Source organism: Cupriavidus sp. FW305-F7 (assembly GCF_058782875.1).
In genome coordinates this window covers 24,807-50,512 of sequence record NZ_JBYSYC010000054.1, presented here as the reverse complement: position 1 = coordinate 50,512, position 25,706 = coordinate 24,807, and the positions used below count along the sequence as shown (strand labels likewise).

The window sequence follows — 25,706 nt, the reverse complement described above, 5'->3', positions numbered from 1 at the left end:
CCCCGGCTCCGGCCGCAGCGCCTGCTGCCGCGCCGGCCGCCGCTGGCGCAACCGGCAAGGCCGCCCACGCCAGCCCCTCGGTGCGCAAGTTCGCACGCGAGCTGGGCGTGGACGTGTCGCGCGTGCCGGGTACCGGCCCCAAGGGCCGTATCACCCAGGAAGACGTGCAGGGCTACGTCAAGGGCGTGATGAGCGGCCAGGCCGCCGCGCCCGCGCAGGCCGCCGCGGCTGGTGCCGGTGGTGGCGAGCTCGGCCTGCTGCCGTGGCCGAAGGTCGATTTCACCCGCTTCGGCGAGGTCGAAAGCAAGGCCCTGTCGCGCATCAAGAAGATCTCGGGCGCCAACCTGCACCGCAACTGGGTCATGATCCCGCACGTCACCAACCATGACGAAGCGGATATCACCGAACTGGAAGCCTTCCGCGTCCAGCTGAACAAGGAAAACGAAAAGGCCGGCATCAAGGTGACGATGCTCGCCTTCATGATCAAGGCCACGGTGGCGGCGCTGAAGAAGTTCCCGAACTTCAATGCCTCGCTGGACGGTGACAACCTCGTGCTGAAGAAGTACTTCAACGTCGGTTTCGCCGCGGACACCCCGAACGGCCTGGTCGTGCCGGTGATCAAGGACGCCGACAAGAAGGGCGTGCTGGAGATCAGCCAGGAAATGAACGAACTGGCCAAGCTGGCACGCGACGGCAAGCTCAAGCCGGACCAGATGCAGGGCGGCTGCTTCTCGATCTCGTCGCTGGGTGGCATTGGCGGCACGTACTTCACGCCGATCATCAATGCGCCGGAAGTGGCCATCATGGGCGTGTGCAAGTCGTACCAGAAGCCCGTGTGGGACGGCAAGCAGTTCGTGCCGCGCCTGACGCTGCCACTGTCGCTGTCGTGGGACCACCGCGTCATCGACGGTGCCGAGGCCGCGCGCTTCAACACGTACTTCGGGCAACTGCTGGCGGATTTCCGCCGGATCCTGCTGTAAGCGGGGTTGCGCCGGGCAGGCCGACGGCCTGGCCTGCCCGGCGCACCACGCGCAACCGGGAGCGAGCCATGACTACCTGCGTGGTCGTCAGGAAGGGCGCCGAGGTGGCCATCGCGGCAGACGCGCTGGTCACCTTTGGCGACACGCGCCTGTCGCGTGCCTACGAGCGCAACCAGAAGGTGTTCCCGGTGGGCGACGGCTTTATCGCGCTGGCCGGGACCACCGCGCACTTCCCGGTCATGCGCACGCTGCTGGCGGGGCTGGGCGAGGAGTGCCGGCTGGGCTCGCGCGACGACGTGTTCCGCACCTTCCTGAAGGTGCATGAGAAGCTGAAGTCGGACTATTTCGTCAACACCAAGGAAGACGAGGACGATCCCTACGAGTCGTCGCAGATCGTATGCCTGATCGCCAATCCGGCGGGCATCTTCGGCGTCTATTCGTACCGCGAGGTGTTTTCGTTCGACCGCTTCTGGGGCATCGGCTCGGGCCGCAACTACGCGCTGGGCGCGATGCATGCGGTCTATGACCGGCCGGACCTGGATGCGGGCGAGATCGCGCGTATCGGCGTCGATGCGGGCGTGGAGTTCGACAAGAGTTCGGCGGGGCCGATCGAGGTGCACACCGTGCGGCTGCACGAGGGTGACGCCGCACCGGCGGCGGTGGCTGGCGGTACCGCGGGTGGCAATCCGTCGACCGGCAATACAGCACCCGACAGCGCGGCAACCAACAACGACGGCGCGCCCTGAAGCCGAGAGGCGGGCGCGCATAGAGGAGCAAACATGAGTGTGATCGAAGTCAAGGTGCCGGATATCGGCGATTTCGACGCGGTGGAAGTGATCGAGGTGCTGGTCAAGGCCGGCGACACGGTCGAGGTGGAACAGTCCCTGATCGTGCTGGAATCCGACAAGGCCAGCATGGACGTGCCGTCGTCGGCCGCCGGCAAGGTGGTTGAGGTCAAGGTCAAGGTCGGCGACAAGGTCGGCCAGGGCGCGGTGATCTGCACCATCGAGGCCCAGCAGGCCGCGGCCGCCCCGGCGCCCGCGCAAGCCCCGGCACCGGCGCAGGCTCCCGCACCCGCGGCGGCTGCTCCGGCCCCGGCTCCTGCCGCCGCCAGCCACAGCGGCGGCGCCGATATCCAGTGCGAGATGCTGGTGCTGGGCGCCGGCCCCGGCGGCTATTCGGCCGCTTTCCGCGCCGCAGACCTGGGCATGAACACCGTGCTGGTGGAGCGCTACGGCACCCTGGGAGGCGTCTGCCTGAATGTGGGCTGCATCCCGTCCAAGGCGCTGCTGCACAACGCCGCCGTGATTGACGAAGCCAAGGCGCTGGCTGCCCACGGCATCCTGTTCGGCGAAGCCAAGATCGACCTGGACGGCCTGCGCCACTACAAGAACCAGGTGGTCGGCAAGCTGACCGGCGGCCTGGCCGGCATGGCCAAGGCGCGCAAGGTGCAGGTGGTGCGCGGCGTCGGCAATTTCCTCGACCCGCATCACCTGGAGGTGGAGCTGACTGAAGGCGAGGGCAAGCAGACCACCGGCAAGAAGACCGTGATCCGTTTCGAGAAGGCCATCATCGCCGCCGGCAGCCAGGCGGTGAAGCTGCCCTTCATCCCCGACGACCCGCGCATCGTCGACTCGACCGGCGCGCTGGAGCTGCCCGAAGTGCCCAACAAGATGCTGGTCATTGGCGGCGGCATCATCGGCCTGGAAATGGCCACGGTGTACAGCACGCTGGGTGCCGACATCGACGTCGTGGAAATGCTCGACGGCCTGATGAACGGCGCTGACCGCGACCTGGTCAAGGTCTGGGAAAAGAAAAACAAGGACCGCTTCGGCAAGGTCATGCTGAAGACCAAGACCGTCGGCGTGGAAGCCAAATCGGACGGCATCTACGTCAAGTTCGAAGGCGAGGCCGCACCGGCCGAGCCGCAGCGCTACGACCTGGTGCTGGTGTCGGTAGGCCGCTCGCCCAACGGCAAGCGCATCAGCGCCGAGAAGGCAGGCGTTGCCGTGACCGACCGCGGCTTTATCAACGTCGACAATCAGTTGCGCACCAACGTGCCGCATATCTTTGCGATCGGCGATATCGTCGGCCAGCCGATGCTGGCGCACAAGGCCGTGCACGAAGCCCACGTGGCGGCGGAAGCCGCCCATGGCGAGAAGGCCTACTTCGATGCCAAGCAGATCCCGTCGGTGGCCTTCACCGATCCGGAAGTGGCCTGGGCCGGCCTGACCGAAGACGAATGCAAGGCGAATGGGATCAAGTACAGCAAGGGCGTGTTCCCCTGGGCGGCTTCGGGCCGCGCCATCGCCAACGGCCGCGACGAGGGCTTCACCAAGCTGATCTTCGACGAGGAAACCCATCGCGTGATCGGCGGCGGCATCGTCGGCACGCATGCCGGCGACCTGATCAGCGAGGTCTGCCTGGCGATCGAGATGGGCGCCGACGCGGTGGATATCGGCAAGACCATCCATCCGCACCCGACGCTGGGTGAGTCGATCGGCATGGCGGCGGAGATCTATGAAGGTACGTGTACTGACGTGCCTCCGCCGCGCAAGCGCTGAGCGCCGGTCGCCGCATGCGAGAAAGCCCGCCTGTCCAGGCGGGCTTTCTCATGGGCAATTATGCAATTAACCGCCAAGATTTGGCGGCGTCCGCGAGATCTGGTGCCACAACCGCTTGCATCGCGGCCGGGATGCAGTTTGCGACAGGAGCGGCGCAAGATCTTCGCTGCCTATACTGAATGCAGCCGGCATGCACCTCAATGCAACCGAGGGCGGCACTGCATATTCGCACGCGGCCGTTCGCTTGCCAGATGTCTGCTGGCGGGATCCGGTGGCCCCCCGTGTGGCTACCGTTCAGCTGACAAGGAGGCACGACGTGTTCAGGCATCTTCTTGTTGCGGTAGACGGCTCCGCCCTGGCCGAAGCGGCCTTTCGCAAGGCACTGGTGTTCGCGCAGGAGACGCAAGCCAGCATTACGGCGGTGCGCGCCTGCCCGGATTTCCACATCACGACTTACCACACCGAAATGCTCACCGACACCCGAGAGCAGTTCGAAGAGGCGGTCCTCGAGGACGCATCGAAATACCTGGACGGCATCGCCCGAGAGGCCGCCGCGGCAGGCGTGCCTTGTGACACCAGCAGCGTGGTCGACGACCACCCCTACGATGCCATCATCAAGGCTGCCGAAGAAAAGGATTGTGACCTGATTGTCATGGCATCTCATGGACACAGGGGTGTGAAGGGTCTGCTGATCGGCAGCGAAACCCTGAAGGTACTGACCCACAGCAAGATTCCGGTGCTGGTATATCGCTGAACGCCGCGTGAATGGGGTCGCCGGCATCGATGATGCCGGACACGTTCGTGATGCCACCATGGTTGCCTGTCATGGGCGCCATAAAGGATCCGCCATGAGCACTCGCCGCTATGTCGTGATGATCGACCAGCCCAGGGACGTTGCCGACGAGCAGATGGCAGAGTACATCAAGCATGCCATCGCCGGCTGGGGTGCCGGATTGCCCCCGCCTCCGGCGGACAGCCCGTTCTTCGACCTGGATGTGTTGTCGGTAACCGTGATCAGCAAGCCGCACAAGGACCATCCATGAAGGATGTGCCCGGTTCAGGGAGCTACCCCGGCCGTTACTGGCATTTCCTGGATGACGGTCGCATGCAATGCGACCTGTGCCCGCGCAACTGCCGCCTGCACGGCGAGCAGCGCGGCGCTTGCTTCGTGCGCCAGCGGGTCGGCGATCGGATGGTGCTGACCGCCTACGGCCGCTCGTCGGGCTTCTGTATCGATCCTGTAGAGAAGAAGCCGCTCAACCACTTTTACCCGGGCTCCGCCGTCCTGTCGTTCGGCACGGCCGGCTGCAACCTGGCCTGCAAGTTCTGCCAGAACTGGGATATCAGTAAATCGCGCGAGATGGAGACCCTGGCCGATGCGGCCATGCCCGAAGCGATCGCCGCATCGGCGGCGGCACATGGTTGCAAGAGCGTGGCCTTCACCTACAACGACCCGGTGATCTTCGCCGAATACGCCATGGACGTAGCCGATGCCTGCCACGAACTGGGGATCAAGGCGGTGGCAGTGACCGCCGGGTATATGGGCGCCCAGGCGCGGCGTGATTTCTACGCCAGGATGGATGCGGCAAACGTCGACCTGAAAGGCTTTACCGACGCGTTCTATGTTGCCTTCACCGGGGCGCACCTGCAGCCGGTACTGGAGACGCTCCAGTACCTGAAACACGAAACCGATGTCTGGCTGGAGATCACGACGCTGCTCATTCCCGGCAAGAACGACAGCGATGACGAGATTCGCGCCGAGGCCCAGTGGATCGCCAGGGAGCTTGGGCCCGACGTTCCGCTGCACTTCACCGGATTCCATCCGGACTACAAGATGCGCGACGTGCCGCCGACACCATGCTCCACCCTTGCGCGCGCTCGCAAGCACGCGTTGGCGGAGGGGCTGCATTACGTCTACACCGGCAACGTCCACGATACTGCCGGTGCCACCACGTATTGCCCTGTTTGCCGCGCGCAGCTCATTGTGCGCGACTGGCATGCGATCGAAAGCTATCGCCTGACGCCCACGGGAACTTGCCCGGACTGCTTTGCGCAGATTGCAGGACGTTTCGGGAATTTTGAGCGTCAGTTCGGGCGGCGGCGGATTCCTGTGTACATCGGGGAATAAGCCGGCATGCAGGCGCAGTGCCCACAGCCGCTGGTCGCTGGGACCAACCTGGTGGAAGGGGGAAGCGCAAAAAAAAAGCCCGACCTGTAGAGGTCGGGTTTAACGATACCTTTGGACAAGGAGACCGCGGTACCGAGGAGACATCGGCAGACAAGGCAGCGCCGGTGCAACTCAGTCAGGGCACTACCTTCATCGTTGGCAAAGCACACCGCAAACGCCAGGCGTCGATATGCTTTGCCAACGGACCGGCCGTAGCCGGTCCATCTTCAACGCAGACTGCTATCAGGCAGCCGTCGTCTTCTTCGCCGTGGCCGTACGGGCCGTGGCGCTGGCTTGCTGGGCAGCCTTGGTGGCAGCCGTTGCCGCAGCCTGGAAGTTGGTTTCAGCGATTTCGACCGCTTGCTTGGTCGCCTTCTGCACCGACTCGTAGGCGTTGTTGGCAGCGGAGATCGCCGACTTCACGATGGCCACGGTCGATTCCGAACCGGCCGGGGCGTTCTTGGCGAGGTTCTCGACCAGGGCTTGCACGTTCTTCGAGCCTTCGGCCAGTTGGGCCTCGGCTACCTTGGTGAACTCGCTCTGGGTTTCCGAAGCGATTTCATACAGGTGGCGCGTGTAGGCCAGGGTCTTTTCGGCAACCGGCTGCACGGCTGCGGCCTGGATGGCCAGCAGTTCCTGCGCGTCCTTGGCCGACAGTGCCTTCTTGGCGTTGTCGACGCTTTCTGCGAACGAGGTCTTGACGACCTGCAGGTTCAGCTCGACGAGCTTTTCGACGCCTTCAAACGCCTTGGTGGTCAGGCCGAACAGCGTTTCGAGGTTGGCCTTTTGCGCTGCTGCAACTTGTTCCGGGGTGAGGATCATTGCTGGTCTCCAGTGGTGAACTTCAAGGTCTAGCAAATTAAGCCGCCTAGATGTCAGGGCCGTGACGGTGTTGTGCCGGATTCGGCCAGCCCAGGCGTGTGGGTGGGTCAAGGCGCATTTCTTGTTTGGTGCGCCGCAACAATTCCTATTGTAGAGACGCCGGATTCAATGTCAAGTGGATTTTGTGCGATGCACAAAAGAGCGTTGCAGACGATGTACGGATGTGGCGGCTGCGCTATCCCGGCACGCTCCGGCGATGGCCGGGCAGGGGTGCTACCATCCCGGATTGCCCGCGCCCGCACGGCTGGCCGCCGCCGGGAATCCAACAAGACGTGAACCGAACCGCCCAGGCCACTTCCATGCTCGCTTTCTACGCCGACCACTTTGTGCTGCCACTGCCACCCGGGCACCGTTTCCCGATGCGCAAGTACAGCATGCTGCGCGATGCCGTCGCGGCGCAGGTGCCGGGGTTGCGCCTGGTGGAGGCGCCGCGCGCGGGCGACGACGCCTTGTTGCTGGCGCACACGCCCGGGTACGTGCAGGCCGCGTCAACCGGCACGCTCGACGCGGCGCGCCAGCGCGAAATCGGCTTCCCGTGGTCCGAGGCCATGGTGGAACGCTCGCGGCGCTCCGCCGGCGCCACCATCGAGGCCTGCCGGACGGCGCTGCGCGAAGGCGTTGCCGTGAACCTGGCGGGCGGCACCCACCATGCGTATGCCGACAAGGGCGGCGGCTTCTGCGTGTTCAACGATGCCGCCATTGCGGCCCGCGTGCTGCAGCGCGATGGTGCCGTGCGCCGCGTGGCCGTGGTCGACCTGGACGTGCACCAGGGCAACGGCACCGCGTCGATCCTGCAAGGCGATCCCTCCGTGTTCACGCTGTCGCTGCATGGCGAGAAGAACTATCCGTTCCGCAAAGAAGCCAGCAACCTGGACGTCGGCCTGCCAGACGGCTGCGACGACGACACCTATGCGCAGGCGCTGCAGGCGGCGCTGGACACGCTGTTCAGTCGCTTCGATCCTGAACTGCTCATCTACCTGGCCGGTGCCGATCCGCATGAGGGCGATCGCCTCGGGCGGCTCAGGCTGACCCTGGCGGGCCTGGCACGGCGCGACCGGCTGGTGTTCGATGCCGCGCATGCACGCCAATTGCCGGTGGCAGTGGCGATGGCGGGCGGCTACGGCAACCAGATCGAGGATACGGTTGCGGTCCACGCGCAGACTGTGAGCCTAGCCGCGCAATATCACGCGCGCCATGCACAGGTGGCGCTGGCCTCATGAGTGGCGTGATGGAGCAAGGCGGCGCAGCGGCAAGCGCCCGCGCCACCCTGTGGGTGGCGTCGATGCCGTGGCTGTTCGTGCTGATCTGGAGCACCGGCTTTATCGTCGCCAAATACGGCATGCCGTATGCGGAGCCGATGACCTTCCTGTTCCTGCGCTTTGCCGGCGTGGTGGTGCTGATGGTGCCATTCGTGCTGCTGGCGCGCGTGCCGCTGCCGCGCCTGCCAGGCAAGGCGGAAACGGACTGGCGCGCCGTCGGCCATATCGCCGTCGCCGGGCTGCTGCTGCAGACGGGCTACCTGGGCGGCGTCTGGGCGGCGATCAAGCTTGGCATGCCCGCCGGCATATCGGCGCTGATCGTCGGCATGCAGCCGATCCTGACCGCGCTGATCGCCACGCGCATGGGTGAGCGCATCGGCGCGCGCCAGTGGCTGGGGTTGCTGCTGGGCATTGCCGGCGTGGCACTGGTGGTGGCCAACAAACTGGGTGCCAGCGGGCTCACGCCGGCAAGCCTGGCACTGGCGGGTGGCGCCTTGCTCAGCATCACGGTCGGCACGGTCTACCAGAAGCACTACTGCCCGGTGTTCGACCTGCGCATGGGCTCGGTGATCCAGTTCGCCGCGGCGGCACTTGCGTGCGTGCCGTTCATGTTCCTGTTCGAGACCCGCGCGGTGCAGTGGAGTGCCGCGATGTTCGGTGCCATGGCGTGGTCGGTGGTGGCGCTGTCGATCGGCGCGATCTCGCTGCTGTTCCTGCTGATCCGGCAGGGCGCGGCCACCAAGGTGTCGAGCCTGATGTACCTGACGCCGCCCACTACCGCAGTGATGGCCTGGCTGCTCTTCGGCGAGCGCTTTCCGCCGCTGGCCGCTGCCGGCATGGTGCTCGCGGCGCTGGGTGTCGCACTTGTCATCCGCCGCTAGCCGCGGCGCGTTCGAGTCGCGTACGCGGCTACTTCAGAGTATTCCTATTCCATCCTGTTCCGTCCACGTCTCATGAAACCGCAAGCCGAGTCGCGCAGTGCCTATCTGTACTTCCAGCCGATCACCACGCGTTGGATGGATAACGATGTCTATGGCCACGTTAACAACGTTGTCTACTACAGTTATTTTGATACCGTGGTGAATACCTACCTGATCCGGCAGGGCGTGCTCGATGTCACATCGGGCGACACGATCGGGCTGGTGATCGAGACGCAGTGCAACTACTTCTCGTCGCTCAGCTTCCCCGAGACCGTCGTGGCCGGCCTGCGCGTGGCAAGGCTGGGCACGTCGAGCGTGCGCTATGAGGTCGGGCTGTTCAGCGGCGACAACGAGATCGCCGCCGCGCAGGGGCATTTCATCCACGTCTATGTCGATCGCGCCACGCGCCGGCCGGTGCCGTTGCCCGAGCCGCTGCGCGAGGCGCTGCTGCCGTTGGTGATGACCGACGCGGTGGCGGGCGGGCAACGGTAGGAACGGGGCAACAGGAGATGAACAAGATGTCCCACGAGGTGCAATTCGGTTCGCAGGATGCCGTGGACTGCGTGGATCGCGCGATCCTGACGCGGCGTTCGGTGCGGGCCTTTCTCGATACGCAGGTGCCGCGCCGGACCGTCGAAGAAATCCTGGCCGTGGCCAGCCGTGCGCCGTCGGGCACCAATACGCAGCCGTGGCGCGTCTATGTGCTGTCCGGCGAGGCCAAGGCCAAGCTGTGCGCCGATGTGCTGGGCGCCTACGAAGACCCCGAGCGCGACAGCAAGTACCTGGAGGAGTATCCGTACTACCCGCGCGAGTGGGCCGATCCCTACTTGTCGCGGCGGCGCAAGGTGGGCTGGGACCTGTACGGGCTGCTTGAGATCAGCCGTGAAGACAAGGCGCGCATGCATGAACAGCATGCGCGCAACTTCCGTTTCTTCGATGCGCCGGTGGGGATGATCTTCACCATCGACCGCATCATGGAGCAGGGCAGCTGGCTGGACTACGGCATGTTCCTGCAAAGCATCATGGTCGCCGCCCGGGCGCGGGGGCTCGATACCTGCCCGCAGGCGGCGTTCACGCAATTCCACAAGATCATCGGCAGTCACCTGCGGCTGCCGCCGGAGGAAATGGTGGTGTGCGGCATGTCACTGGGTTTTGCCGACCCGGAAGCGATCGAGAACCAACTGACCACGGAACGTGAACCGGTCAGCGAGTTCGCGCGTTTCCTCTCATAGTAAAGCTTGTATCAATGTGTAACGATGAATGCCGATATACAAGGTGACTTCCCTGTGTTGGCTGGAGTGTTTCCAGGAGGCAGCAAGGTGAACCCGGGTACGCCCGGGGCAAGCCAGAGGCGGTTCGCATGCAAACGTGACCTTTTGGTTGCTTTTTCCACAATGTGGAAATGTTTGCAAATCGAACTTTAAGGAGCGTCTGTAAGTCTTTAATCTTGCTAACAATTTCTTTCTTTCCTACACTAGCGCCATTCCTATGCGCTGAACGAATCATGTTCCGGTCTGATTCCATTTTTTCCAGATTCTTCGGCTCCGCACCCCTGTCCGCTGTTGCTGCCGCGGTCCTGGTGTCGGTGTCGATGGTCGCGGCACCCGTGGCCCTAGCGGCCACCACGTCTGCAACCACCCAAAAAACGTCCAAGAAGCAGGCAAAATCGGCTAACGCCGAGAAAAAGAGTGCTTCGAAGACTGTCGCCAAGAGTTCGCGTGGCGGCAAGGTCGCCAAGAGCGAAGCAAGCAGCACGCGCAAGGTGGTGGTGCTGAGGAACGGCAAGCGCCATACCGTTGTGGCCCAGCGCGCGGCACCCGTGCGCGCCGTCTTCACCCCGGCCAAGCCGTCGCTTGGCGAAGCCATGGGCTTGCGCGACACCGATGACGCGCTGGCACTGCGTTCCAGCGTGGCGCTGGTGATGGACCAGAACTCAAACGAGGTGCTGTTCCAGAAGAACGCCAGCGCGGTGCTGCCGATTGCCTCGATCACCAAGCTGATGACCGCGCTGGTGGTGATGGACGCCCGCCTGCCGATGGACGAAGTCCTGACCATCTCCGAGGACGACCGCGACACCGAGAAGCACAGCAGTTCGCGCCTGCGCTTCGGTACGCAGTTGACGCGCCAGGAACTGCTGCTGCTGGCGTTGATGTCGTCCGAGAACCGCGCCGCGTCGGCACTGGGCCGCAACTATCCGGGCGGCCTGCCGGCCTTTGTGCAGGCGATGAACCGCAAGGCCCGCGAGCTGGGCATGAACGACAGCCACTTCGTCGATTCCAGCGGGCTGTCGAGCAGCAATGTGTCGAGCGCGACAGACCTGGTGCGCATGGTCAACGCAGCGTACCGCAACCCGACCATCCGCGAGTTCTCGACGCAGACCGAGCATGAGGTCAACGTGATGGGCCGCACCCAGCACTACGTCAGCACCAACCGCCTGGTGCGCGGCGGCAACTGGGAGATCGGCCTGCAGAAGACCGGCTTTATCTCCGAAGCTGGCCAGTGCCTGGTGATGCAGGCCAAGGTCCAGGGCCGCAACGTGGTGATGGTGTTCCTGGACTCGGCCGGCAAGCTGTCGCGCTTTGCCGATGCCAACCGCGTCAAGGAATGGCTGGAGCATGCGCCGTCGCCATCGTCCCCGCAGCGTGGCTTCCCGTCGTCGCCGAACCTGACGCAGGCTCCGGGCGGCGCGCACGCGATCCTGGCTTCGCAGCAGTCGCGCGGCATTTGATACGGAACGCCTGACCGGAAAAAACGCGCCGTGCTACGGCGCGTTTTTCTTTTTGGCGGCCGCGGCCGTCAGAGCAGCTTGCCGGGGTTCATGATCCCGGCCGGGTCGAACACGGCCTTGATTTCGCGCATCAGCCGCAGTTCCAGCGGGTCCTTCATGGCCAGGAAGGCATAGCGCTTGAGCTGGCCGATGCCATGCTCGGCGCTGATGCTGCCGCCGTAGCGCATCACTTCGTCCAGCACTGCGTCGGTCACCGCATCGCCTTGCGTGGCCGCCCAGTCCCTGGGCGCGCCGGCTGGGCGCGACAGGTTGTAGTGCAGGTTGCCGTCGCCGAAGTGCCCGAAGATAAAGGGCCGGATGGCGGGATCGAGCCCACGCAGCCGCGTTTCCATCGAGGTCATGAAGGCCGGGATCTGCTCGATCGGCAGCGAGATGTCGTGCTTCAGGTGCGGGCCGTCGGCGCGCTGTGCCTCGGAGATTTCCTCGCGCAGTTTCCACAGCGCCTGCAATTGTGCGAGCGAGGCAGACACGGCTGCATCGAGGCACAGCTCGCGCTCCAGCGCCTCGCCGATGACGCGTTCGAGCAGCGCGTTCAGTGCCGCTTCATCGGTGGTGTCGGCCAGTTCCACCAGCACATAGGCGGGGTAGCGCTGCGCAAACGGTTCCTGCACCCCTTCCGCGTGCGTGAGCACCAGGTCCAGGCAGTCGCCGGTAAAGAACTCGAAGGCCTGCAGGCGCGCGCCGCATTGCGCGAACAGCAGCTCGTAGAGTGCCAGCGACTGCGCCGGTGAGGCCACCGCCGCCAGCACCACGCTGCGCGTGTCGGTGCGCGGGAACAGCCGCAGCGCGGCCGCGGTGATCACGCCGAGCGTGCCTTCGGAGCCGATCAGCAACTGCTTCAGGTCATAGCCGGTATTGTCCTTGCGCAGCGTGCGCAGGCCGTGGAAGACCTCGCCGTTGGGCAGCACGGCTTCCACGCCCAGCACCAGCTCGCGCGCCATGCCATAGCGCACCACGTTCACGCCGCCGGCATTGGTCGCAAGGTTGCCGCCGATCTGGCATGAATCTTCAGCCGCCAGCGACAGCGGCAGCAACCGGTTGGCGTCTTGCGCCGCGCGGCGCAGGTTGCCGAGGATGCAGCCGGCCTCGGCAACCATGGTGTTGGCGATGGTGTCGAGCGAGCGCACCGCGTTCATGCGATCCAGGCTCAGCACCACGTTCTGCGCCTGCGCATCGGGTGTGGCGCCGCCGCACAGGCCGGTATTGCCGCCGCGCGGCACCACCGGCACCGCGGCCTGCTGGCACAGCGCCAGGGCGCGCGACACCTCGTCCACGGTACGCGGCCGCAGCACGGCCTGGGCCTGGCCGCGGTAGATGCCGCGCCAGTCGGACAGCCACGGGGCGATGTCGTCGGGGTTGGTCAGGACGGTGTCGGCGCCGAGGGCCTCGGTGAGCCGCTGGGCGAATTGGCCGGTTTGCATGATGGCGGTGTCGTTTCAGGAAAGGGAAGGGTGGCTGCTGGCGCGCGCTGTCGACGTTTCATCGGCGCGCGTGCGCAGCACAAGGCCAAGTCGGCGTGCGGCGCATTGCAGGTGCGTCACCGCGGCGGCGCGGGCTGCCGCGGCATCGCCACGGCGGATAGCATCGACGATCGCTTCATGCTCGGCATGCACGGTCTCGGCCAGGCCGGCCTGGCGCAGCGTATTGGCGCGCGCGGTGGCCACGGCCTGGTGCAGCTGCAGGTTCAGGTACTGCAGCAGCTGGCGGTAGTAGGGGTTGTGCGTGGCGGCGGCAATGCCGATATGGAAGGCGGCGTCGATATCGGCGGCCGGCTGCGGGTCATAGAGATGAGCGTGCAGCCGCTGCAGCAACCCGCTCAGTGCGGCCACGTCCTCATCGCTGCGGCGCGCGGCGGCCAGCGCCGCGGCGGCGCCTTCCAGGTCGATGCGCAGGTCGTACAGGTCCGCCAGCCCGCTGGCGTCGATATCGGGTTCGCGCGGCAGCTGGAACCCCGCCGCGCCGGTACGCGAGCGCACCGTGCAGCCAACGCCCTGGCGTGACTCGACGAGCCCCTGCGAGCGCAGGTGCTCGGTGACTTCGCGGATCACCGCGGCGCTGACGCCGTACTGCTCGGCCAGCTGCCTGCCGGTCGGCAGTCGGCTGCCGACGGGGTAGGTGCCGCTTTCGATGTCGGCGCGCAACTGGCGGGTGACCTGTTCGGTGAGGGTGACGGCACGGGTTCGCATAGTGCCGATTATAAGGTTTGCTGGTTATCTGAAAACATAGGGTAAACCATTGAATTGGGATGGCCGCGGCCCCAAAGCAAAACGCGCGGACTGCCATGATGGCAATCCGCGCGTTGGCGGTGGCTGGTGATTCGGTCTTTTCAGGCGGCAGCTTCGGTCACGTAGCCCATGCCGCGCGAGATCTGCAGCGCCGTGTCCTTCAGGTTCTGCAGCCAGCTGTCCTGCAGCCGGTCGGCCGGCGCCGACAGCGACAGCCCGGCCACCAGCCGGCGCGAATCGTCATAGATGCCGGCGGCAATGCAGCGCACGCCAAGTTCCAGCTCTTCATTGTCGCGCGCATAGCCGTTGGAGCGCACCCAGCTGAGTTCCCGCTCGAGCTTGGTCAGGTCGGTGATCGAGGTGCGCGTATGTCCGGCCAGCCCGGTGCGGGTGGCGTAGTTGCGCACGCGCGCGGCTTCGTCCGCAGCCAGGAACAGCTTGCCGACCGAGGTCAGGTGCAGCGGCGCGCGGCCGCCGATGGCGCGCACCACCTGCATGCCCGAGCGCTCGCTGTAGGCGCGCTCGATGTAGACGATCTCGTCGCCCTGGCGCACCGACAGGTTCACGGTCTGGCCGGTGACGCGGTGCAGCGCGCGCATCGGCGCCAGCGCCGCGTCGCGCACCGACAGGCGTGCCTTGACCAGGTTGCCCAGTTCCAGCAGCCGCATGCCGAGCCGGTAGCTGCCGGGATCGGAGCGGTCGACAAAGCGGCAGGCCACCATGTCGTTGAGGATGCGGTGGGCAGTTGAGGGATGCAGCCCCGTGGCCAGTGACAGCTCTTTCAGGCTGACCGGGTCGGCGTGCTGCGCGAGCGCGTCCAGCAGGGTCATCATGCGCTCGATGACCTGGATGGACGTCTTGCCGGGTGACTTGTCTGCGTCGGACATAGATGGGAAAAAAGAGAAATGTTGCCGTGCGGCATTTTTAAGCGTCTGCCTGATTCTATCTCGCATTGTGAAAATTTCAATAGGTGAAATGACATTACCGTAAGAAATGCCCGGTGATGTCGCTCGCGCAAGTGATGTGCATTGCACCTGATTCACGCCCTTGCTGAACGGTTTGTGCGCCACGCGCGACGCAAACGCGCATAATTGTGGGGTTTCGGGGTCTGGAGAAGTCGACAATGCGAGTTGGTCTGTTCGCCACCTGCCTGGTGGACCTGATGCGTCCGGAAATCGGGTTTTCGGTGCTCAAGCTGCTGGAAGCCGCCGGCTACGAGGTCATGGTGCCCGAGGCGCAGACCTGCTGCGGCCAGCCGGCCTACAACTCGGGCGAGCGCGCGGTGTCGCGCGACCTGGCGGAGAAATTCCTGCGCGAGTTCGAGATGTTCGACTACATCGTGGTGCCGTCGGGCAGTTGCGGCGGCATGATCCGCCAGCATTACGGCGACCTGCTGCACAACGATCCCGAACTCAACGGCCGCTACGAGCGCCTGCGCGAACGCGTGTTCGAGCTGACGGATTTCCTGGTCAACGTGGCCAGGGTGCAGACGCTGCCGTCGTCGTTCTCGGGCCATGTCACCTATCACGATTCCTGTTCCGGCCTGCGCGAGCTGGGCGTCAAGCAGCAGCCGCGTGAGCTGCTGTCGCGCCTGCCGGGCGTGCAGCTGACAGAAATGAAGGATTGCGAAGCCTGCTGCGGTTTTGGCGGCACCTTCTCGGTCAAGTACGGCAATATCTCGACGGCGATCGTCGATGAGAAGTGCGCCAACATCAAGGCCAGCGGCGCCGATACGGTGGTGCTGGGCGACCTGGGTTGCATCCTCAATATCGAAGGCCGCCTGCGCCGCACCGGCGACAGCAGCACGCGCGTGCTGCATATCGCCCAGGTGCTGGCGGGCGACGCCTGACATCCGCTGAAATCCGGGGAATCGCCACGATGCAAGTCCACAGCATGGAATTCAAGGCGCGCGCCGGCCAGAAGCTGGCCGACCAGCGCCTGCAGCAGAACCTGAAGAAGCTTTCGACCAAGTTCGTCACGGCCCGCGCGGATGCGATCCGCGATATCGACTTCGACGCCACGCGCGAGGCCCTCAAGGAGCGCCGCAACCGCGCGCTGGAAAACCTCGACGTCTGGCTGGCCACCTTCGAAGAGAACGCGACCAGGCGCGGCGCCACGGTGCTGTTTGCCGAGACCACCGCCGATGCCGCGCGCCTGGTGGCCGAGATCGCGCAGAAGCATGACGTGAAGAAGGTCATCAAGAGCAAGTCCATGGTGACCGAGGAAATGCGGCTGAACCAGGTGCTGGGCGAGATGGGCGTGCAGAGCATCGAGACCGACCTGGGCGAATACATCCTGCAGATCAACGACTCGGAGCCGCCGTCGCACATCATTGCGCCGGTGGTGCACAAGGACAAGGACGAGATCGCCGACCTGTTCGCTAGGGTTCACCACAAGCCGCGGCTGACCGAGATCCCGGAGATGACGCGCGAGGCGCGCGAAGTGCTGCGGCCCGAGTTCCTGAGCGCCGACATGGGCGTCACCGGCGGCAACTTCATCATTGCCGAGACCGGCTCGGTGGCGGTGGTCACCAACGAGGGCAACGAAGGCATGTGCACGGTGATGCCGCGCGTGCACGTGGCCGTGACCGGCATCGAAAAGGTGCTGCCGACGCTGGAAGACCTGGCCACGGTGATGCGCCTGCTGCCGCGCTCGGCCACCGGCCAGGCCATCTCGAACTACTTCTCGCTGCTGACCGGCCCGCGCGCCGAGGGCGAGCGCGACGGCCCCGAGCACATGTACTTCGTGCTGGTCGATGGCGGCCGCACCGGGCTGATCGGCGGCGACTTCCAGGAGATGCTGCGCTGTATCCGCTGCGGCGCCTGCATGAATCATTGCCCGGTGTACCAGAAGATCGGCGGCCATGCCTATGGCTGGGTCTACCCGGGACCGATGGGCAGCGTGCTGACGCCAAGCTATGTCGGCCTCGCCAATGCGATCGACCTGCCACAGGCGGCGACCATGTGCGGCGAGTGCAACCGCGTGTGCCCGGCATCGATCCCGCTGTCGGACCTGCTGCGCAAGCTGCGCGAGAAGCAGATGGAACGCGGGCTGCGCCCATGGCAGGAGCGCTTCGCGCTGCAGGCGTGGGGCTACGTCGCCAAGCGCCCGGAGCTGTATGCCTTTGCCACCCGCATCGGCGCCTGGCTGCTGGGCCGCATGGGCGGCAGCAACAAGCTGATTGCCAGCCTGCCGATGGCCGGCAAGGGCTGGACCGAAACCCGCGACATGCCGGCCCCGTCGGGCCGCACGTTCCGCGAACTGTACAAGGAAAGGAGGGCACGTTCATGAGCGCCGCCAACAACGAAGCACTGGTGCGCATGCGTGCCGCACTGGACCAGCACCTGGCCGGATCGATGCCCGCTGGCGACCTGGTGCGCGCATGGCGCGAAGCCGGTACGGGGCTGGCGCTGCCGCCGGTCTACGGGCAGGCAATGGAAGAGCTGCTGCGCCGGCTCGAGATGTCGGCAGTGTTCGCGCAGGATAGCTGCTCGTTCTCGAGCTCGGCTGTGACAGACCAGCTGACGCGCTGGCTGGACAAGGCGGCAACAGTCTGAGGCTTCAGTACAGCACCACTAACCCTTCATCATCCCCGTCAGCGTATCCACGAATTCCAGCGATAGCCGCGACAGCGGTTCGGTCTGCACATGGAAGATCTGCACCGAGGCATTGACCTTGGTGCGTACCGGCACCGCGACGATATTGGGCCAGCTCTGGCCGAACACGGTCATGGCATCGACCAGCGCGATGCCGGCGCCGGCCTGCGCCAGCGCGCGCGCCACGTGCGCCTGCTCCACCTGCACGCGCATATCGGGCTGGTTGCCCTCGCTGCCGAACATCTCATGGACCAGCAATCCGAACGGCACGTCCGGTCCGTAGCCGATCAGGTCCTCCCCGACCAGCTCGGCCGGGCGCACCCAACTCCGCGTGGCCAGCCGGTGATCCACCGGCACCAGCGCCACGATCGCGTTCTTTACCAGCAGGCGCGCCTCCAGGTTGGGGTGCACCAGCGGCATGTTCGACACGGCCAGGTCCACCTGTCCCGACAGTAACGCGCGCAGCATATTGCCGGGGATCTGCGTACGCACCACCACCCGCACCGCCGGGTGCGCAGCGCGAAAGCTCGCGATGGCGCGCGGCAGCACGGTCTGGCCCAGGTTGGGGCTGCATGTGAGGCGCAGGCTGCCGGTGCGGTTGGCCGCGAGGTCCTCGGCGATCTCGTTGACGCGCTCGATCCCTTCATAGACCGCATTCACTTCGCCCAGCAGGCGCCGCGCTTCCGGCGTAGGGTAGAGCCGCCCCTTGGTGCGGCGGAACAATTCCAGGCCGAGGCGTTGCTCGGTGTGCGACATCAACCGGCTGATGGCCGGCTGCGACACGTACAGCAGCTTGGACGCACCGCTGATCGAGCCGGTCAGCATCACCGCGCGGAACACCTCGATCTGGCGCAGGTTCATTTTCATGACATTAACCTGATGTTAAGGCTGGCGGACATATAAGCATATGACAGTCAATGGCGCCATACCTACACTGAACTCCATCGACACACGCCGCGCGCCGCAGGGCACGCACCAGCGATGTGCAGGGTTTTCCATCCCGGAGGCAGGAGACTGTATGAGCGACATCCATCTCACCTACATCAACGGCAAGGACATCGCACGCCTGGAAATGACCGACGCCGAGATCCTCGACGCGGTCGAGCAGGCGCTCGTGGCGCAGGGCAACGGCCAGACCGTGATCGAGCCACGCGTGCACCTGATTCCCGACCCCGCCTTCAACGGCCACTTCAACGTGTTGCGCGGCTATGTGGCGCCGCTGGGGCTGGCAGGCGTCAAGATCGTCGGCGACTTCGTCGACAACTACAAGCTCGGGCTGCCATCGGAAATGGCGATGCTCAACCTGTTCGATCCGCGCACCGGCATGCCGGTGGCGATGATCGATGCCACCTTCATTACCGATGCCCGCACCGGCGCGCTAACCGCGCTCGGCGCCAAGCATCTGGCGCGCCGCAACAGCAAGGTGCTGGGCCATATCGGCGCGCGCGGCACCTCCTACTGGAATGTGCGCCTGCTCGACAGCCTGTTCGACTTCGACGAGATCCGCGTGCACTCGCGCCGCCCCGAAAGCCGCAATGCCTTCGCCGCGAGGCTGGAGCGTGATCTCGGCAAGAAGATCGTCGTCACCGAAGACTGGGAGTCGTGCGTGCGCGGCGCCGATATCGTGATCGAGGCCTCGCGCCTGGAGCGGCCGACGCCGATGCTGAAGACCGAGTGGATCAAGCCCGGCGCCTTTATCGTGCCGTACGGCACCATGAGCGCGGTCGAGCTGTCGCTGACCGACATCATGACCAGGATGGTGGTGGATGACTGGGGCCAGTGCAAGGGCGGCATGTTCGGCTCGCTGCGCGCGCATGTGGAAGCCGGCAAGCTGTCGGAACAGACGCTCTATGCCGAACTGGGCGAGATCGTCGCCGGGCGCAAGCCGGGCCGCCAGAGCGACGACGAGACCAACCTGTTCTGGCACCGCGGCCTGTCGCTGAGCGATATCGCGCTGGGCCACGCTATCCTGAAAAAGGCCGAGAGCCGCGGCCTGGGCCAGAGGTTGCTCTACGCATGATCGCCAACGCCCGCATGTACTCGGTCAGCGCGCCGGTGGAGCAGGCGTGGCGCGCGCTGTTGGCGCACGTGGCCGACCGCGCCGGCGTGGACCTGCCATATGTCGAACATCCCGCGCCGGCCCCGGTCAACGCGTTGTGGGCGCGGCTGGACTGCGGCTGCGTATTCATGTGCGGCTATCCCTATGCCAGCGCGCCGGCAACGCCGCAATTGCTGGCCGCGCCGGTGCCGGCGCTGGCGCGCTACGGCGGGCGCCCGGTCTACTTCAGCGAATTCATCGTGCGTGCTGACGCGCCGGTGCAGGCGCTGGCGCAGACCTTCGGCGCTCGGCTGGCATGCATGCTGCCTGAGTCCAACTCGGGCTACAACGCGCCGCGCCATCACCTGATGCGGCTGGCGCCGGCCGGCACCCGTGCGCTGTACCGGCCTGCCGCCGCACCCACGCCGACCCCGCGCCAAGTCATCGACGCGGTCATCGGCGGGGATGCCGAGGTGGGAGTGGTCGACAGCTATGTGCTGGACCTGCTGCGCCGCTTCGAACCCGGGCTCGCGGGGCAGCTGAAAACGCTGGAGGTGACCCCGGCCGCGCCGATCCCGCCGCTGGTCGCCTCCGCGCAGGCCGACCCGCACGAGTGCGCGTATGTGCGTGCCGCGCTGCTGACGCTGCATGAGGGTGCAACGGGGAGCGCGTTGCTGTCCATGCTGGGGCTGGCGCGCTTTGCGCCGGTGCAACCGGCCGACTATGCCGTTCTGCCTGAACTCGCACGCGAAGCGGACCAGGCGGGGTTTGCGCTGACCGATGCCGGACCGGGCACGGCCAAGCACGATAACTAGACTGCCGGCGCGGTGGGGGAGCCAAGCCTGATCACTGCCAAATGGGGGAAACCGTCATGAAGACCGCTGTGAAACCTGATGTGGAAGCTGCCGTGAAGCCCGCCGTAAATCCTGTCCTTCGACGCATGGCCATGCGCTGCGTGCTTGCCTGCATCGCGGCCTGCGCCCCGTGGCTCGCTGCCGCACCCGCGCTGGCCCAGCCGCCTGGGTATCCCGCCAAGCCGGTGCGCATCGTGGTGCCGTTCGCCGCCGGCGGGCCCGCCGATGTGCTCGGCCGCGCGGTCGGCGAAGGCATCGCCAAGGCCACCGGCCAGAGCGTGCTGGTGGAGAACAAGGCCGGCGCCGCCGGCACCATCGGCGTCGACATGGTGGCCAAGGCCGCGCCCGACGGCTATACGCTGGCGCTGGTGCCGGTCGGCAATATCGCGGTTAACCCCACGCTGATGCCGAACCTGCCGTACAAGCCGGCCGACCTGGCGCCGGTGGCGATGCTGGCCACCGCCGAGAACGTGCTGGTGGTCAATGCGGCCACGCCAGTCAAATCGCTGGCGGAACTGCTCAAGCTGGCCGGGCAGAAGCCGGGTGAGCTGAGCTTTGCTTCGCCCGGCGCCGGCAGCCAGGCGCACTTGGCCGGCGAACTGCTGCAGCTGGATGCCCATGTCAAGCTGAACCACGTGCCGTACAAGGGCATCAGCCCGGCCATGACCGATGTGGTCGGCGGCCAGGTGACGATGATGTTCGCGCAGATGTCGGCGGCGCTGCCCTATATCAAGGCCGGCAAGCTGCGCCCGCTGGGTGTGGCCAGCGCCAAGCGCTCGGCGGTGCTGCCCGATGTACCGACCATCGCCGAACAGGGCTTCCCGAAGTTCGAGGCGTTGTCGTGGTATGCGCTGATGGCCCCGGCCGGTACGCCCGCGGAGATCGTGCGCAAGCTCAGTCAGCATGTTGATGCAGTGCTGGCTGATGCGACGCTGAAGGAAAAGCTGGCCACGCTGGGGATGGAAGCGGCCGGCGGCACGCCGCAGCAGCTTGCCACCACCATCCAGAAGGAAAGTACGCGCTGGGCCGGCGTGATTCGGCAGCGGCATATCACTATCGACTGACGCGTCGCGCACTGGCATGAAAAAGGGGAGCCGCCTGGCTCCCCCTCTTCATTGCACGCTGTCTTCAACCCAGCAAGAGCGCATCATCATCCAGCTGCTCGTGCCGCGTCTGCTCAAACATCTTCAGCAGGTCCGGCACATCCAGGCCCTTGCGCTTGTCGCCCGACACGTCCAGCACCACCTGCCCCTGGTGCAGCATCACCGTGCGCTGCCCATAGTCCAGCGCCTGGCGCATGCTGTGCGTCACCATCATCGTGGTCAGCTTGCTTTCCTCGACGATGCGCGCGGTCAGTTCCAGCACGAAGGCCGCGGTCTTCGGATCCAGTGCGGCCGTGTGCTCGTCCAGCAGCAGAATGCGCGACGGCTGCAGCGACGCCATCAGCAGGCTCACCGCCTGGCGCTGGCCACCGGAGAGCAGGCCGATGCGGTCGGTCAGGCGGTTTTCCAGGCCCAGGTTGAGCAGGCGCAGCTTCTCGCGGAACAGCTCGCGCGAGACGCGGTTTAGTGCCGGGCGGAAGCCGCGGCGGCTGCCGCGGGCCATGGCCAGGGCCATGTTTTCCTCGATGGTCAGCGCCTCGCAGGTGCCGGCCATCGGGTCCTGGAACACGCGGGCCACCAGTTGGGCGCGGTCCCATGCGGGCTGGCGCGTGACGTCGGTGTCATCGATGGCAATGCGGCCCGAGTCGACCATCTGGTCGCCGCTGATCGCGTTCAGGAAGGTCGACTTGCCGGCGCCGTTGGAGCCGATCACGGCCACGAACTGGCCGCTCGGGATCTCCAGGCTGAGGCCGCGCAGGGCGCGGGTCTCGATCGGGGTGCCCGGGTTGAAGGTGAGCTTCAGGTCTTGTGCGCGCAGCATCTCAGGCACCTCCGTTCTTGCGGGCGAACAGCTTCTTGCGGGTCGCCGGCAGCACCAGCGCGATCGTCACCAGCGCGGCGGTGACCAGGTTCAGGTCCTGCGCCTTGAGGCCGATGAAGTCGCTGTTCAGCGCCAGCGCGATGAAGAAGCGGTACAGGATGGCGCCCAGCACTACGGCCAGCGTGGTCCAGATCAGGCGGCGTGCCGGCAGGATGGTTTCGCCGATGATCACCGCGGCCAGGCCGATCACGATGGTGCCGATGCCCATGGAGATATCGGAGCCGCCCTGCGTCTGCGCGAACAGCGCGCCGGCCAGTGCCACCAGCGCATTGGACAGCGCCATGCCGGCCAGCGTGGCGCGGCCGGTGGGGATGCCCTGCGAGCGGGCCATGCGCGGGTTGGCGCCGGTGGCGCGCATCGCCAGGCCCAGCTGCGAGCTGAAGAACCAGTCCAGGCCGACCTTGGCCACCACCACCACCACGAGCAGCACCAGCGGGCGCAGCACGTAGTCAGGCAGCCATTCGGGCTGCAGGATGGTGAACAGCGTGGGCTCGGTGATCAGCGGCACATTGGGGCGGCCCATGATGCGCAGGTTGACCGAGTACAGCGCGATCATCATCAGGATACTGGCGAGCAGATCCATGATCTTCAGGCGCACATTGAGCCAGCCGGTGATGAAGCCTGCCAGCGCGCCGGCCGCGATCGCCACGGCAGTGGCCACGAACGGGTCCTGGCCGGCGGCGATCAGCGTCGCGGCGACGGCGCCGCCGAGCGGAAAGCTGCCATCAACGGTCAGGTCGGGGAAGTTGAGGATGCGGAAGGAGATCAGCACCCCGAGCGCCACCAGGCTGAAGATCAGGCCGATCTCCAGGGCGCCCAGAAGGGAAAAGAGGGACATGGGGGAATCCTGTTGCAGGGGCTGGCGGCTGCCTTGGCGCCGCCTTCGGGGCGGGTGGGCCGGCACGCCCGTGTGGGGCTGCCGGCCGCCTCGCCCTGTTCTGTCCCGTCGGGCCGGATAGGCCCGACGGAGCACCCGCCGCCTTGCGGCGGCAGGGGGCAATGCTGGTCTGTGCTTACTTGATGACCGTCTTGGCTTCCTTGACCAGCTCAGGCGACAGCGTGACGCCTTGCTTGGCAGCGGCGCCCGTGTTGACGAAGAGCTCCAGGTTGTCGCTGGTCTGCGAGGCGATCGCGCCCGGCTTCTCGCCCTTCAGGATGCGCACTACGACCTTGCCGGTCTGGTGGCCGAGGTCGCCGTAGTTGATGCCCAGCGCGGCCACGGCGCCACGCTTGACGCTGTCGGTATCGGCGGCCACCAGCGGGATCTTGGATTCGTTGGCGACCTTGACCAGGGACTCATACGCCGACACCACGTTGTTGTCGGTGTTGGTGTAGATCACGTCGACCTTGCCGATCAGGCTCTTGGCGGCCGGGCCGATGTCAACGGTACGCGGCGCGGCGGCTTCCTTGAGCGTCAGGCCGTCCTTGGCCAGCAGCTCCTTCAGTTCCTTGACCACGACCACCGAGTTGGCTTCGCCCGGGTTGTAGACCATGCCCACGGTCTTGGCCTTGGGCACCACGCGCTTGATCAGGGCGACCTGCTTGTCCAGCGGCAGCTTGTCCGACACGCCGGTCACGTTGGTGCCCGAGGCCGACCAGCTCTTGACCAGCTGCGCGGCGACCGGATCGGTCACGCCCGAGTACACCACCGGCACGGTCTTGGTGGCGGCAACCACGGCCTGGGCCGACGGCGTGGCGATGGCAACGATGGCGTTCGGGTTGTCGCCGACGAACTTGCGGGCGATCTGCGCCGCGGTGCCGGTGTTGCCCTGGGCACTCTGGTATTCCCACTTCAGGCTCTTGTCGGCGTCATAGCCGGCGGCCTTCAGTTCGGCGCGCACGCCGTCGCGGATGGCGTCCAGCGCGGGATGGTCAACGATCGACAGCACCTTGACGGTCTGGGCCTGCACGGCGCCGCCGTACAGCAGTGCCAGCGCCACGGCGCCGCCCAGGATGGACTTGGTTGCTGCGAGACCCCTGATGGACTTCATTGTCTGTTCTCCCCCGAAACTCGGTTCTGGATTGGATACGGCCGCGGATGGTTCGGTCCGCCGTCCTGGCCCGCGCGCATGCTGGCGTACGGTGCCGGTCCGGGCGGGCGCGGCGGCTTCCTGCGGCTGGAGGGAGCGTGCGCGGGCGCGTCGGATGCGACAGCGATAAGCCTGCGAGGATACCACTTCCCGCGCACGATATGGACAGTCATCATGCCGAAGTGGGGCATCGGATGCTGTCAGACGCCCGCAATCCGCCATCGAGGCGCATTTTATTGCGCGGGATTCATATTTTGCTTGTGGATTACCCTGATTGCGGCGGCGACATCTTCATGCAATTGCGCGATCCGGGTGTCGAGGCTTTCCTCGATCCCTGGCTTTCACCAGCATGATGAAAACGATGCGGCACGCGCCACGTAGTGGCGGTCAAAGCGGGGATCTTGAATTCACGTTTCGAAAAGATTCATGTCTTCCGATCGATATCCGGAATTTCAGATCAGCTAGCATTCATCCACCGTGGCAGCGCCGGGACACCCCTGGAAGAGGGCTTTGCCCCGAACTCTCCGGCACATCGCCGGATCCGCGAGCGATGAGATGGATTGTCCTCCGTGATGGCATCAAAACCTGTGAGGTTCGCTATGTATCGTGTCTTGAGTATTGCCGTGCTGGGGGTCTCGCTTGCGGCGTGCAGCAGCCCGGCCCCGACAGCTTCGGCGCCGGTTACCCAGCCCGCGTCGGTCCAGCCCGCGGCTTCCACTGAACCGGCGGCTGCCAGCAAGCCGGCAGCCAATGCCGTGGACCCGGCGGTGATCCAGGCCCTGAACAACATGGGCACCTACCTGTCGACGCTGAAGCGTTTCAGCGTCGATATCGACCTGGACGGAGAGCGCGTCCTGGCCGATGGCCAGAAGCTGCAGCATTCGGCGACCGCCAAGGTCGACATCGACCGGCCGAACAAGATGCGGGCGCAGATGCGAAGCGCGCGCGCGCAACGTGACCTGATCTACGACGGCAAGACCGTTACGCTCTACCAGCCGGCGCAAAAGTACTACGCGTCAGCCGGCGTGACGGAAAACCTTGGCGATCTGATCGTTCATCTGCGCCAGCGGTTCGGGATCGAGGTGCCGATCGGCGACCTGTTCCTGTGGGGAACGCCCGCGGCACCCGTGGACAACATCACCTCGGCCATGTATGCGGGCAGCGACTACATCGATGGCACCCTCTGCGATCACTATGCCTTGCGCCAGGAGGCGGTCGACTGGCAGATCTGGATTGCAAGCGGCAGCCGTCCGGTGCCGCGCAAGGTGGTGATGACCAACCGGGCTGACGAGGCACGTCCGCAGTCGGTAACCTGGCTGGACTGGAAGCTGAAGCCGGCTTTCAAGGATTCCGTCTTCCACTTCACGCCGCCGCAGGGCGCCCGTGAGGCCAAGTTCGTTCCGCTCAAGACCCAGTGAAG

At 65.7% G+C, this 25,706-nt stretch carries 27 protein-coding genes; 19 read left to right on the top strand and 8 right to left on the bottom strand.

Going from position 1 to position 25,706, the window contains the following annotated elements; all coding sequences use genetic code 11:
* The 6 genes from AC3WL8_RS34160 to amrS all read left to right on the top strand — a co-directional run.
* On the top strand, positions 1-980 hold a 980-nt coding region (locus AC3WL8_RS34160; protein WP_492379733.1), incomplete at its 5' end, for a dihydrolipoyllysine-residue acetyltransferase.
* Positions 981-1,048: 68 nt separating this feature from the next.
* Complete coding sequence (locus tag AC3WL8_RS34155) at positions 1,049-1,726, top strand: Ntn hydrolase family protein (protein ID WP_013956392.1); 678 nt, start codon at positions 1,049-1,051, stop codon at positions 1,724-1,726.
* A gap of 33 nt (positions 1,727-1,759) precedes the next feature.
* Positions 1,760-3,544 carry a dihydrolipoyl dehydrogenase gene (gene lpdA / locus AC3WL8_RS34150; protein ID WP_211980967.1) on the top strand — a complete coding sequence of 595 codons (1,785 nt, stop codon included), beginning with the start codon at positions 1,760-1,762 and terminating at the stop codon, positions 3,542-3,544.
* 316 nt (positions 3,545-3,860) lie between these two features.
* Positions 3,861-4,298: a universal stress protein gene (locus tag AC3WL8_RS34145; protein WP_041227872.1), complete on the top strand. Its 438-nt coding sequence runs from the start codon at positions 3,861-3,863 to the stop codon at positions 4,296-4,298.
* Positions 4,299-4,392: 94 nt separating this feature from the next.
* Positions 4,393-4,587, top strand: coding sequence for a hypothetical protein (locus AC3WL8_RS34140; RefSeq protein WP_013956395.1), 195 nt, complete (start codon positions 4,393-4,395; stop codon positions 4,585-4,587).
* Complete coding sequence (gene amrS / locus AC3WL8_RS34135; RefSeq protein ID WP_153956152.1) at positions 4,584-5,672, top strand: AmmeMemoRadiSam system radical SAM enzyme; 1,089 nt, start codon at positions 4,584-4,586, stop codon at positions 5,670-5,672. The genes AC3WL8_RS34140 and amrS overlap by 4 nt, the downstream gene beginning before the upstream one ends.
* Before the next feature lie 282 nt (positions 5,673-5,954).
* Here amrS and phaP1 read toward each other — a convergent pair whose 3' ends face one another.
* A complete protein-coding gene (gene phaP1 / locus AC3WL8_RS34130; RefSeq protein ID WP_013956397.1) occupies positions 5,955-6,533 on the bottom strand; it encodes a TIGR01841 family phasin PhaP1 in 579 nt (192 codons plus the stop codon).
* A 359-nt stretch (positions 6,534-6,892) separates the two neighbouring features.
* Here phaP1 and AC3WL8_RS34125 point away from each other — a divergent pair, with 359 nt between their 5' ends.
* From AC3WL8_RS34125 to pbpG, 5 genes are all read left to right on the top strand, one after another.
* Positions 6,893-7,813 (top strand): histone deacetylase family protein, encoded by a 921-nt coding sequence (locus AC3WL8_RS34125; protein WP_041228360.1) that lies wholly within the window; start codon positions 6,893-6,895, stop codon positions 7,811-7,813.
* Positions 7,810-8,733 carry a DMT family transporter gene (locus AC3WL8_RS34120; RefSeq protein ID WP_249221260.1) on the top strand — a complete coding sequence of 308 codons (924 nt, stop codon included), beginning with the start codon at positions 7,810-7,812 and terminating at the stop codon, positions 8,731-8,733. The genes AC3WL8_RS34125 and AC3WL8_RS34120 overlap by 4 nt, the downstream gene beginning before the upstream one ends.
* Positions 8,734-8,805: 72 nt before the next feature.
* A complete protein-coding gene (locus tag AC3WL8_RS34115; protein ID WP_211980968.1) occupies positions 8,806-9,264 on the top strand; it encodes an acyl-CoA thioesterase in 459 nt (152 codons plus the stop codon).
* Between the two features lie 17 nt (positions 9,265-9,281).
* Positions 9,282-10,004: a nitroreductase gene (locus tag AC3WL8_RS34110; RefSeq protein ID WP_153956154.1), complete on the top strand. Its 723-nt coding sequence runs from the start codon at positions 9,282-9,284 to the stop codon at positions 10,002-10,004.
* A 272-nt stretch (positions 10,005-10,276) separates the two neighbouring features.
* Positions 10,277-11,500: a D-alanyl-D-alanine endopeptidase gene (gene pbpG / locus AC3WL8_RS34105; protein WP_211980969.1), complete on the top strand. Its 1,224-nt coding sequence runs from the start codon at positions 10,277-10,279 to the stop codon at positions 11,498-11,500.
* Between the two features lie 68 nt (positions 11,501-11,568).
* Here the strand turns inward: pbpG and AC3WL8_RS34100 are convergent, their stop codons facing one another.
* The 3 genes from AC3WL8_RS34100 to AC3WL8_RS34090 form a co-directional block, all read right to left on the bottom strand.
* Entirely contained in the window at positions 11,569-12,981 is a 1,413-nt protein-coding gene (locus AC3WL8_RS34100; RefSeq protein WP_211980970.1) for an FAD-binding oxidoreductase, read from the bottom strand.
* A 15-nt stretch (positions 12,982-12,996) separates the two neighbouring features.
* Positions 12,997-13,746 carry a FadR/GntR family transcriptional regulator gene (locus tag AC3WL8_RS34095; protein WP_153956157.1) on the bottom strand — a complete coding sequence of 250 codons (750 nt, stop codon included), beginning with the start codon at positions 13,744-13,746 and terminating at the stop codon, positions 12,997-12,999.
* Between the two features lie 140 nt (positions 13,747-13,886).
* On the bottom strand, positions 13,887-14,672 hold the full coding sequence (locus tag AC3WL8_RS34090; RefSeq protein WP_013956405.1) for an IclR family transcriptional regulator: 786 nt from the start codon (positions 14,670-14,672) through the stop codon (positions 13,887-13,889).
* 236 nt (positions 14,673-14,908) lie between these two features.
* Here AC3WL8_RS34090 and AC3WL8_RS34085 point away from each other — a divergent pair, with 236 nt between their 5' ends.
* Genes AC3WL8_RS34085 through AC3WL8_RS34075 form a run of 3 tightly spaced genes read left to right on the top strand, consistent with a single transcriptional unit; the run spans position 14,909 to position 17,342 of the window.
* Positions 14,909-15,634 (top strand): (Fe-S)-binding protein, encoded by a 726-nt coding sequence (locus AC3WL8_RS34085; protein WP_011615043.1) that lies wholly within the window; start codon positions 14,909-14,911, stop codon positions 15,632-15,634.
* A gap of 29 nt (positions 15,635-15,663) precedes the next feature.
* Complete coding sequence (locus AC3WL8_RS34080; RefSeq protein WP_153956158.1) at positions 15,664-17,076, top strand: LutB/LldF family L-lactate oxidation iron-sulfur protein; 1,413 nt, start codon at positions 15,664-15,666, stop codon at positions 17,074-17,076.
* Entirely contained in the window at positions 17,073-17,342 is a 270-nt protein-coding gene (locus tag AC3WL8_RS34075) for a hypothetical protein (RefSeq protein WP_153956159.1), read from the top strand. The genes AC3WL8_RS34080 and AC3WL8_RS34075 overlap by 4 nt, the downstream gene beginning before the upstream one ends.
* Positions 17,343-17,360: 18 nt before the next feature.
* Here the strand turns inward: AC3WL8_RS34075 and AC3WL8_RS34070 are convergent, their stop codons facing one another.
* Positions 17,361-18,248 (bottom strand): LysR substrate-binding domain-containing protein, encoded by an 888-nt coding sequence (locus tag AC3WL8_RS34070; RefSeq protein ID WP_013956407.1) that lies wholly within the window; start codon positions 18,246-18,248, stop codon positions 17,361-17,363.
* Between the two features lie 151 nt (positions 18,249-18,399).
* Between AC3WL8_RS34070 and AC3WL8_RS34065 the strand changes: the two genes are divergently transcribed.
* The 3 genes from AC3WL8_RS34065 to AC3WL8_RS34055 are packed head-to-tail and all read left to right on the top strand — an operon-like array spanning position 18,400 to position 21,337.
* Complete coding sequence (locus AC3WL8_RS34065; RefSeq protein WP_013956408.1) at positions 18,400-19,401, top strand: ornithine cyclodeaminase family protein; 1,002 nt, start codon at positions 18,400-18,402, stop codon at positions 19,399-19,401.
* Positions 19,398-20,234, top strand: coding sequence for a phosphate/phosphite/phosphonate ABC transporter substrate-binding protein (locus AC3WL8_RS34060; RefSeq protein WP_013956409.1), 837 nt, complete (start codon positions 19,398-19,400; stop codon positions 20,232-20,234). The genes AC3WL8_RS34065 and AC3WL8_RS34060 overlap by 4 nt, the downstream gene beginning before the upstream one ends.
* 56 nt (positions 20,235-20,290) lie before the next feature.
* Complete coding sequence (locus tag AC3WL8_RS34055) at positions 20,291-21,337, top strand: tripartite tricarboxylate transporter substrate binding protein (RefSeq protein WP_211980971.1); 1,047 nt, start codon at positions 20,291-20,293, stop codon at positions 21,335-21,337.
* A gap of 64 nt (positions 21,338-21,401) precedes the next feature.
* Here AC3WL8_RS34055 and AC3WL8_RS34050 read toward each other — a convergent pair whose 3' ends face one another.
* The 3 genes from AC3WL8_RS34050 to AC3WL8_RS34040 form a co-directional block, all read right to left on the bottom strand.
* A complete protein-coding gene (locus tag AC3WL8_RS34050) occupies positions 21,402-22,196 on the bottom strand; it encodes an ABC transporter ATP-binding protein (protein ID WP_013956411.1) in 795 nt (264 codons plus the stop codon).
* 1 nt (position 22,197) lies between these two features.
* Complete coding sequence (locus AC3WL8_RS34045) at positions 22,198-23,094, bottom strand: ABC transporter permease (RefSeq protein ID WP_013956412.1); 897 nt, start codon at positions 23,092-23,094, stop codon at positions 22,198-22,200.
* 175 nt (positions 23,095-23,269) lie between these two features.
* Positions 23,270-24,247 (bottom strand): ABC transporter substrate-binding protein, encoded by a 978-nt coding sequence (locus AC3WL8_RS34040; protein WP_013956413.1) that lies wholly within the window; start codon positions 24,245-24,247, stop codon positions 23,270-23,272.
* A gap of 200 nt (positions 24,248-24,447) precedes the next feature.
* Here AC3WL8_RS34040 and AC3WL8_RS34035 point away from each other — a divergent pair, with 200 nt between their 5' ends.
* Together AC3WL8_RS34035 and AC3WL8_RS34030 are read left to right on the top strand one after the other, a co-directional pair.
* Positions 24,448-24,639, top strand: a complete 192-nt coding sequence (locus AC3WL8_RS34035; protein WP_148271572.1) for a hypothetical protein — start codon at positions 24,448-24,450, stop codon at positions 24,637-24,639.
* A 246-nt stretch (positions 24,640-24,885) separates the two neighbouring features.
* Complete coding sequence (locus AC3WL8_RS34030) at positions 24,886-25,704, top strand: DUF2092 domain-containing protein (RefSeq protein WP_013956414.1); 819 nt, start codon at positions 24,886-24,888, stop codon at positions 25,702-25,704.
* Positions 25,705-25,706: the final 2 nt, after the last annotated feature.

What these genes read in the sequence shown, in the direction of transcription:
- AC3WL8_RS34115 (WP_211980968.1), top strand. Translation starts at nt 8,806, where the DNA reads ATGAAACCGCAAGCCGAGTCGCGCAGTGCCTATCTGTACTTCCAGCCG.
- AC3WL8_RS34155 (WP_013956392.1), top strand. Translation starts at nt 1,049, where the DNA reads ATGACTACCTGCGTGGTCGTCAGGAAGGGCGCCGAGGTGGCCATCGCG.
- AC3WL8_RS34080 (WP_153956158.1), top strand. Translation starts at nt 15,664, where the DNA reads ATGCAAGTCCACAGCATGGAATTCAAGGCGCGCGCCGGCCAGAAGCTG.
- AC3WL8_RS34050 (WP_013956411.1), bottom strand. Translation starts at nt 22,196, where the DNA reads ATGCTGCGCGCACAAGACCTGAAGCTCACCTTCAACCCGGGCACCCCG.
- AC3WL8_RS34075 (WP_153956159.1), top strand. Translation starts at nt 17,073, where the DNA reads ATGAGCGCCGCCAACAACGAAGCACTGGTGCGCATGCGTGCCGCACTG.
- pbpG (WP_211980969.1), top strand. Translation starts at nt 10,277, where the DNA reads ATGTTCCGGTCTGATTCCATTTTTTCCAGATTCTTCGGCTCCGCACCC.
- AC3WL8_RS34055 (WP_211980971.1), top strand. Translation starts at nt 20,291, where the DNA reads ATGAAGACCGCTGTGAAACCTGATGTGGAAGCTGCCGTGAAGCCCGCC.
- lpdA (WP_211980967.1), top strand. Translation starts at nt 1,760, where the DNA reads ATGAGTGTGATCGAAGTCAAGGTGCCGGATATCGGCGATTTCGACGCG.
- AC3WL8_RS34090 (WP_013956405.1), bottom strand. Translation starts at nt 14,672, where the DNA reads ATGTCCGACGCAGACAAGTCACCCGGCAAGACGTCCATCCAGGTCATC.
- AC3WL8_RS34100 (WP_211980970.1), bottom strand. Translation starts at nt 12,981, where the DNA reads ATGCAAACCGGCCAATTCGCCCAGCGGCTCACCGAGGCCCTCGGCGCC.
- AC3WL8_RS34125 (WP_041228360.1), top strand. Translation starts at nt 6,893, where the DNA reads ATGCTCGCTTTCTACGCCGACCACTTTGTGCTGCCACTGCCACCCGGG.
- AC3WL8_RS34070 (WP_013956407.1), bottom strand. Translation starts at nt 18,248, where the DNA reads ATGAAAATGAACCTGCGCCAGATCGAGGTGTTCCGCGCGGTGATGCTG.
- AC3WL8_RS34060 (WP_013956409.1), top strand. Translation starts at nt 19,398, where the DNA reads ATGATCGCCAACGCCCGCATGTACTCGGTCAGCGCGCCGGTGGAGCAG.
- amrS (WP_153956152.1), top strand. Translation starts at nt 4,584, where the DNA reads ATGAAGGATGTGCCCGGTTCAGGGAGCTACCCCGGCCGTTACTGGCAT.
- AC3WL8_RS34040 (WP_013956413.1), bottom strand. Translation starts at nt 24,247, where the DNA reads ATGAAGTCCATCAGGGGTCTCGCAGCAACCAAGTCCATCCTGGGCGGC.
- AC3WL8_RS34110 (WP_153956154.1), top strand. Translation starts at nt 9,282, where the DNA reads ATGAACAAGATGTCCCACGAGGTGCAATTCGGTTCGCAGGATGCCGTG.
- AC3WL8_RS34035 (WP_148271572.1), top strand. Translation starts at nt 24,448, where the DNA reads ATGGACAGTCATCATGCCGAAGTGGGGCATCGGATGCTGTCAGACGCC.
- AC3WL8_RS34095 (WP_153956157.1), bottom strand. Translation starts at nt 13,746, where the DNA reads ATGCGAACCCGTGCCGTCACCCTCACCGAACAGGTCACCCGCCAGTTG.
- AC3WL8_RS34065 (WP_013956408.1), top strand. Translation starts at nt 18,400, where the DNA reads ATGAGCGACATCCATCTCACCTACATCAACGGCAAGGACATCGCACGC.
- phaP1 (WP_013956397.1), bottom strand. Translation starts at nt 6,533, where the DNA reads ATGATCCTCACCCCGGAACAAGTTGCAGCAGCGCAAAAGGCCAACCTC.
- AC3WL8_RS34085 (WP_011615043.1), top strand. Translation starts at nt 14,909, where the DNA reads ATGCGAGTTGGTCTGTTCGCCACCTGCCTGGTGGACCTGATGCGTCCG.
- AC3WL8_RS34030 (WP_013956414.1), top strand. Translation starts at nt 24,886, where the DNA reads ATGTATCGTGTCTTGAGTATTGCCGTGCTGGGGGTCTCGCTTGCGGCG.
- AC3WL8_RS34120 (WP_249221260.1), top strand. Translation starts at nt 7,810, where the DNA reads ATGAGTGGCGTGATGGAGCAAGGCGGCGCAGCGGCAAGCGCCCGCGCC.
- AC3WL8_RS34045 (WP_013956412.1), bottom strand. Translation starts at nt 23,094, where the DNA reads ATGTCCCTCTTTTCCCTTCTGGGCGCCCTGGAGATCGGCCTGATCTTC.
- AC3WL8_RS34140 (WP_013956395.1), top strand. Translation starts at nt 4,393, where the DNA reads ATGAGCACTCGCCGCTATGTCGTGATGATCGACCAGCCCAGGGACGTT.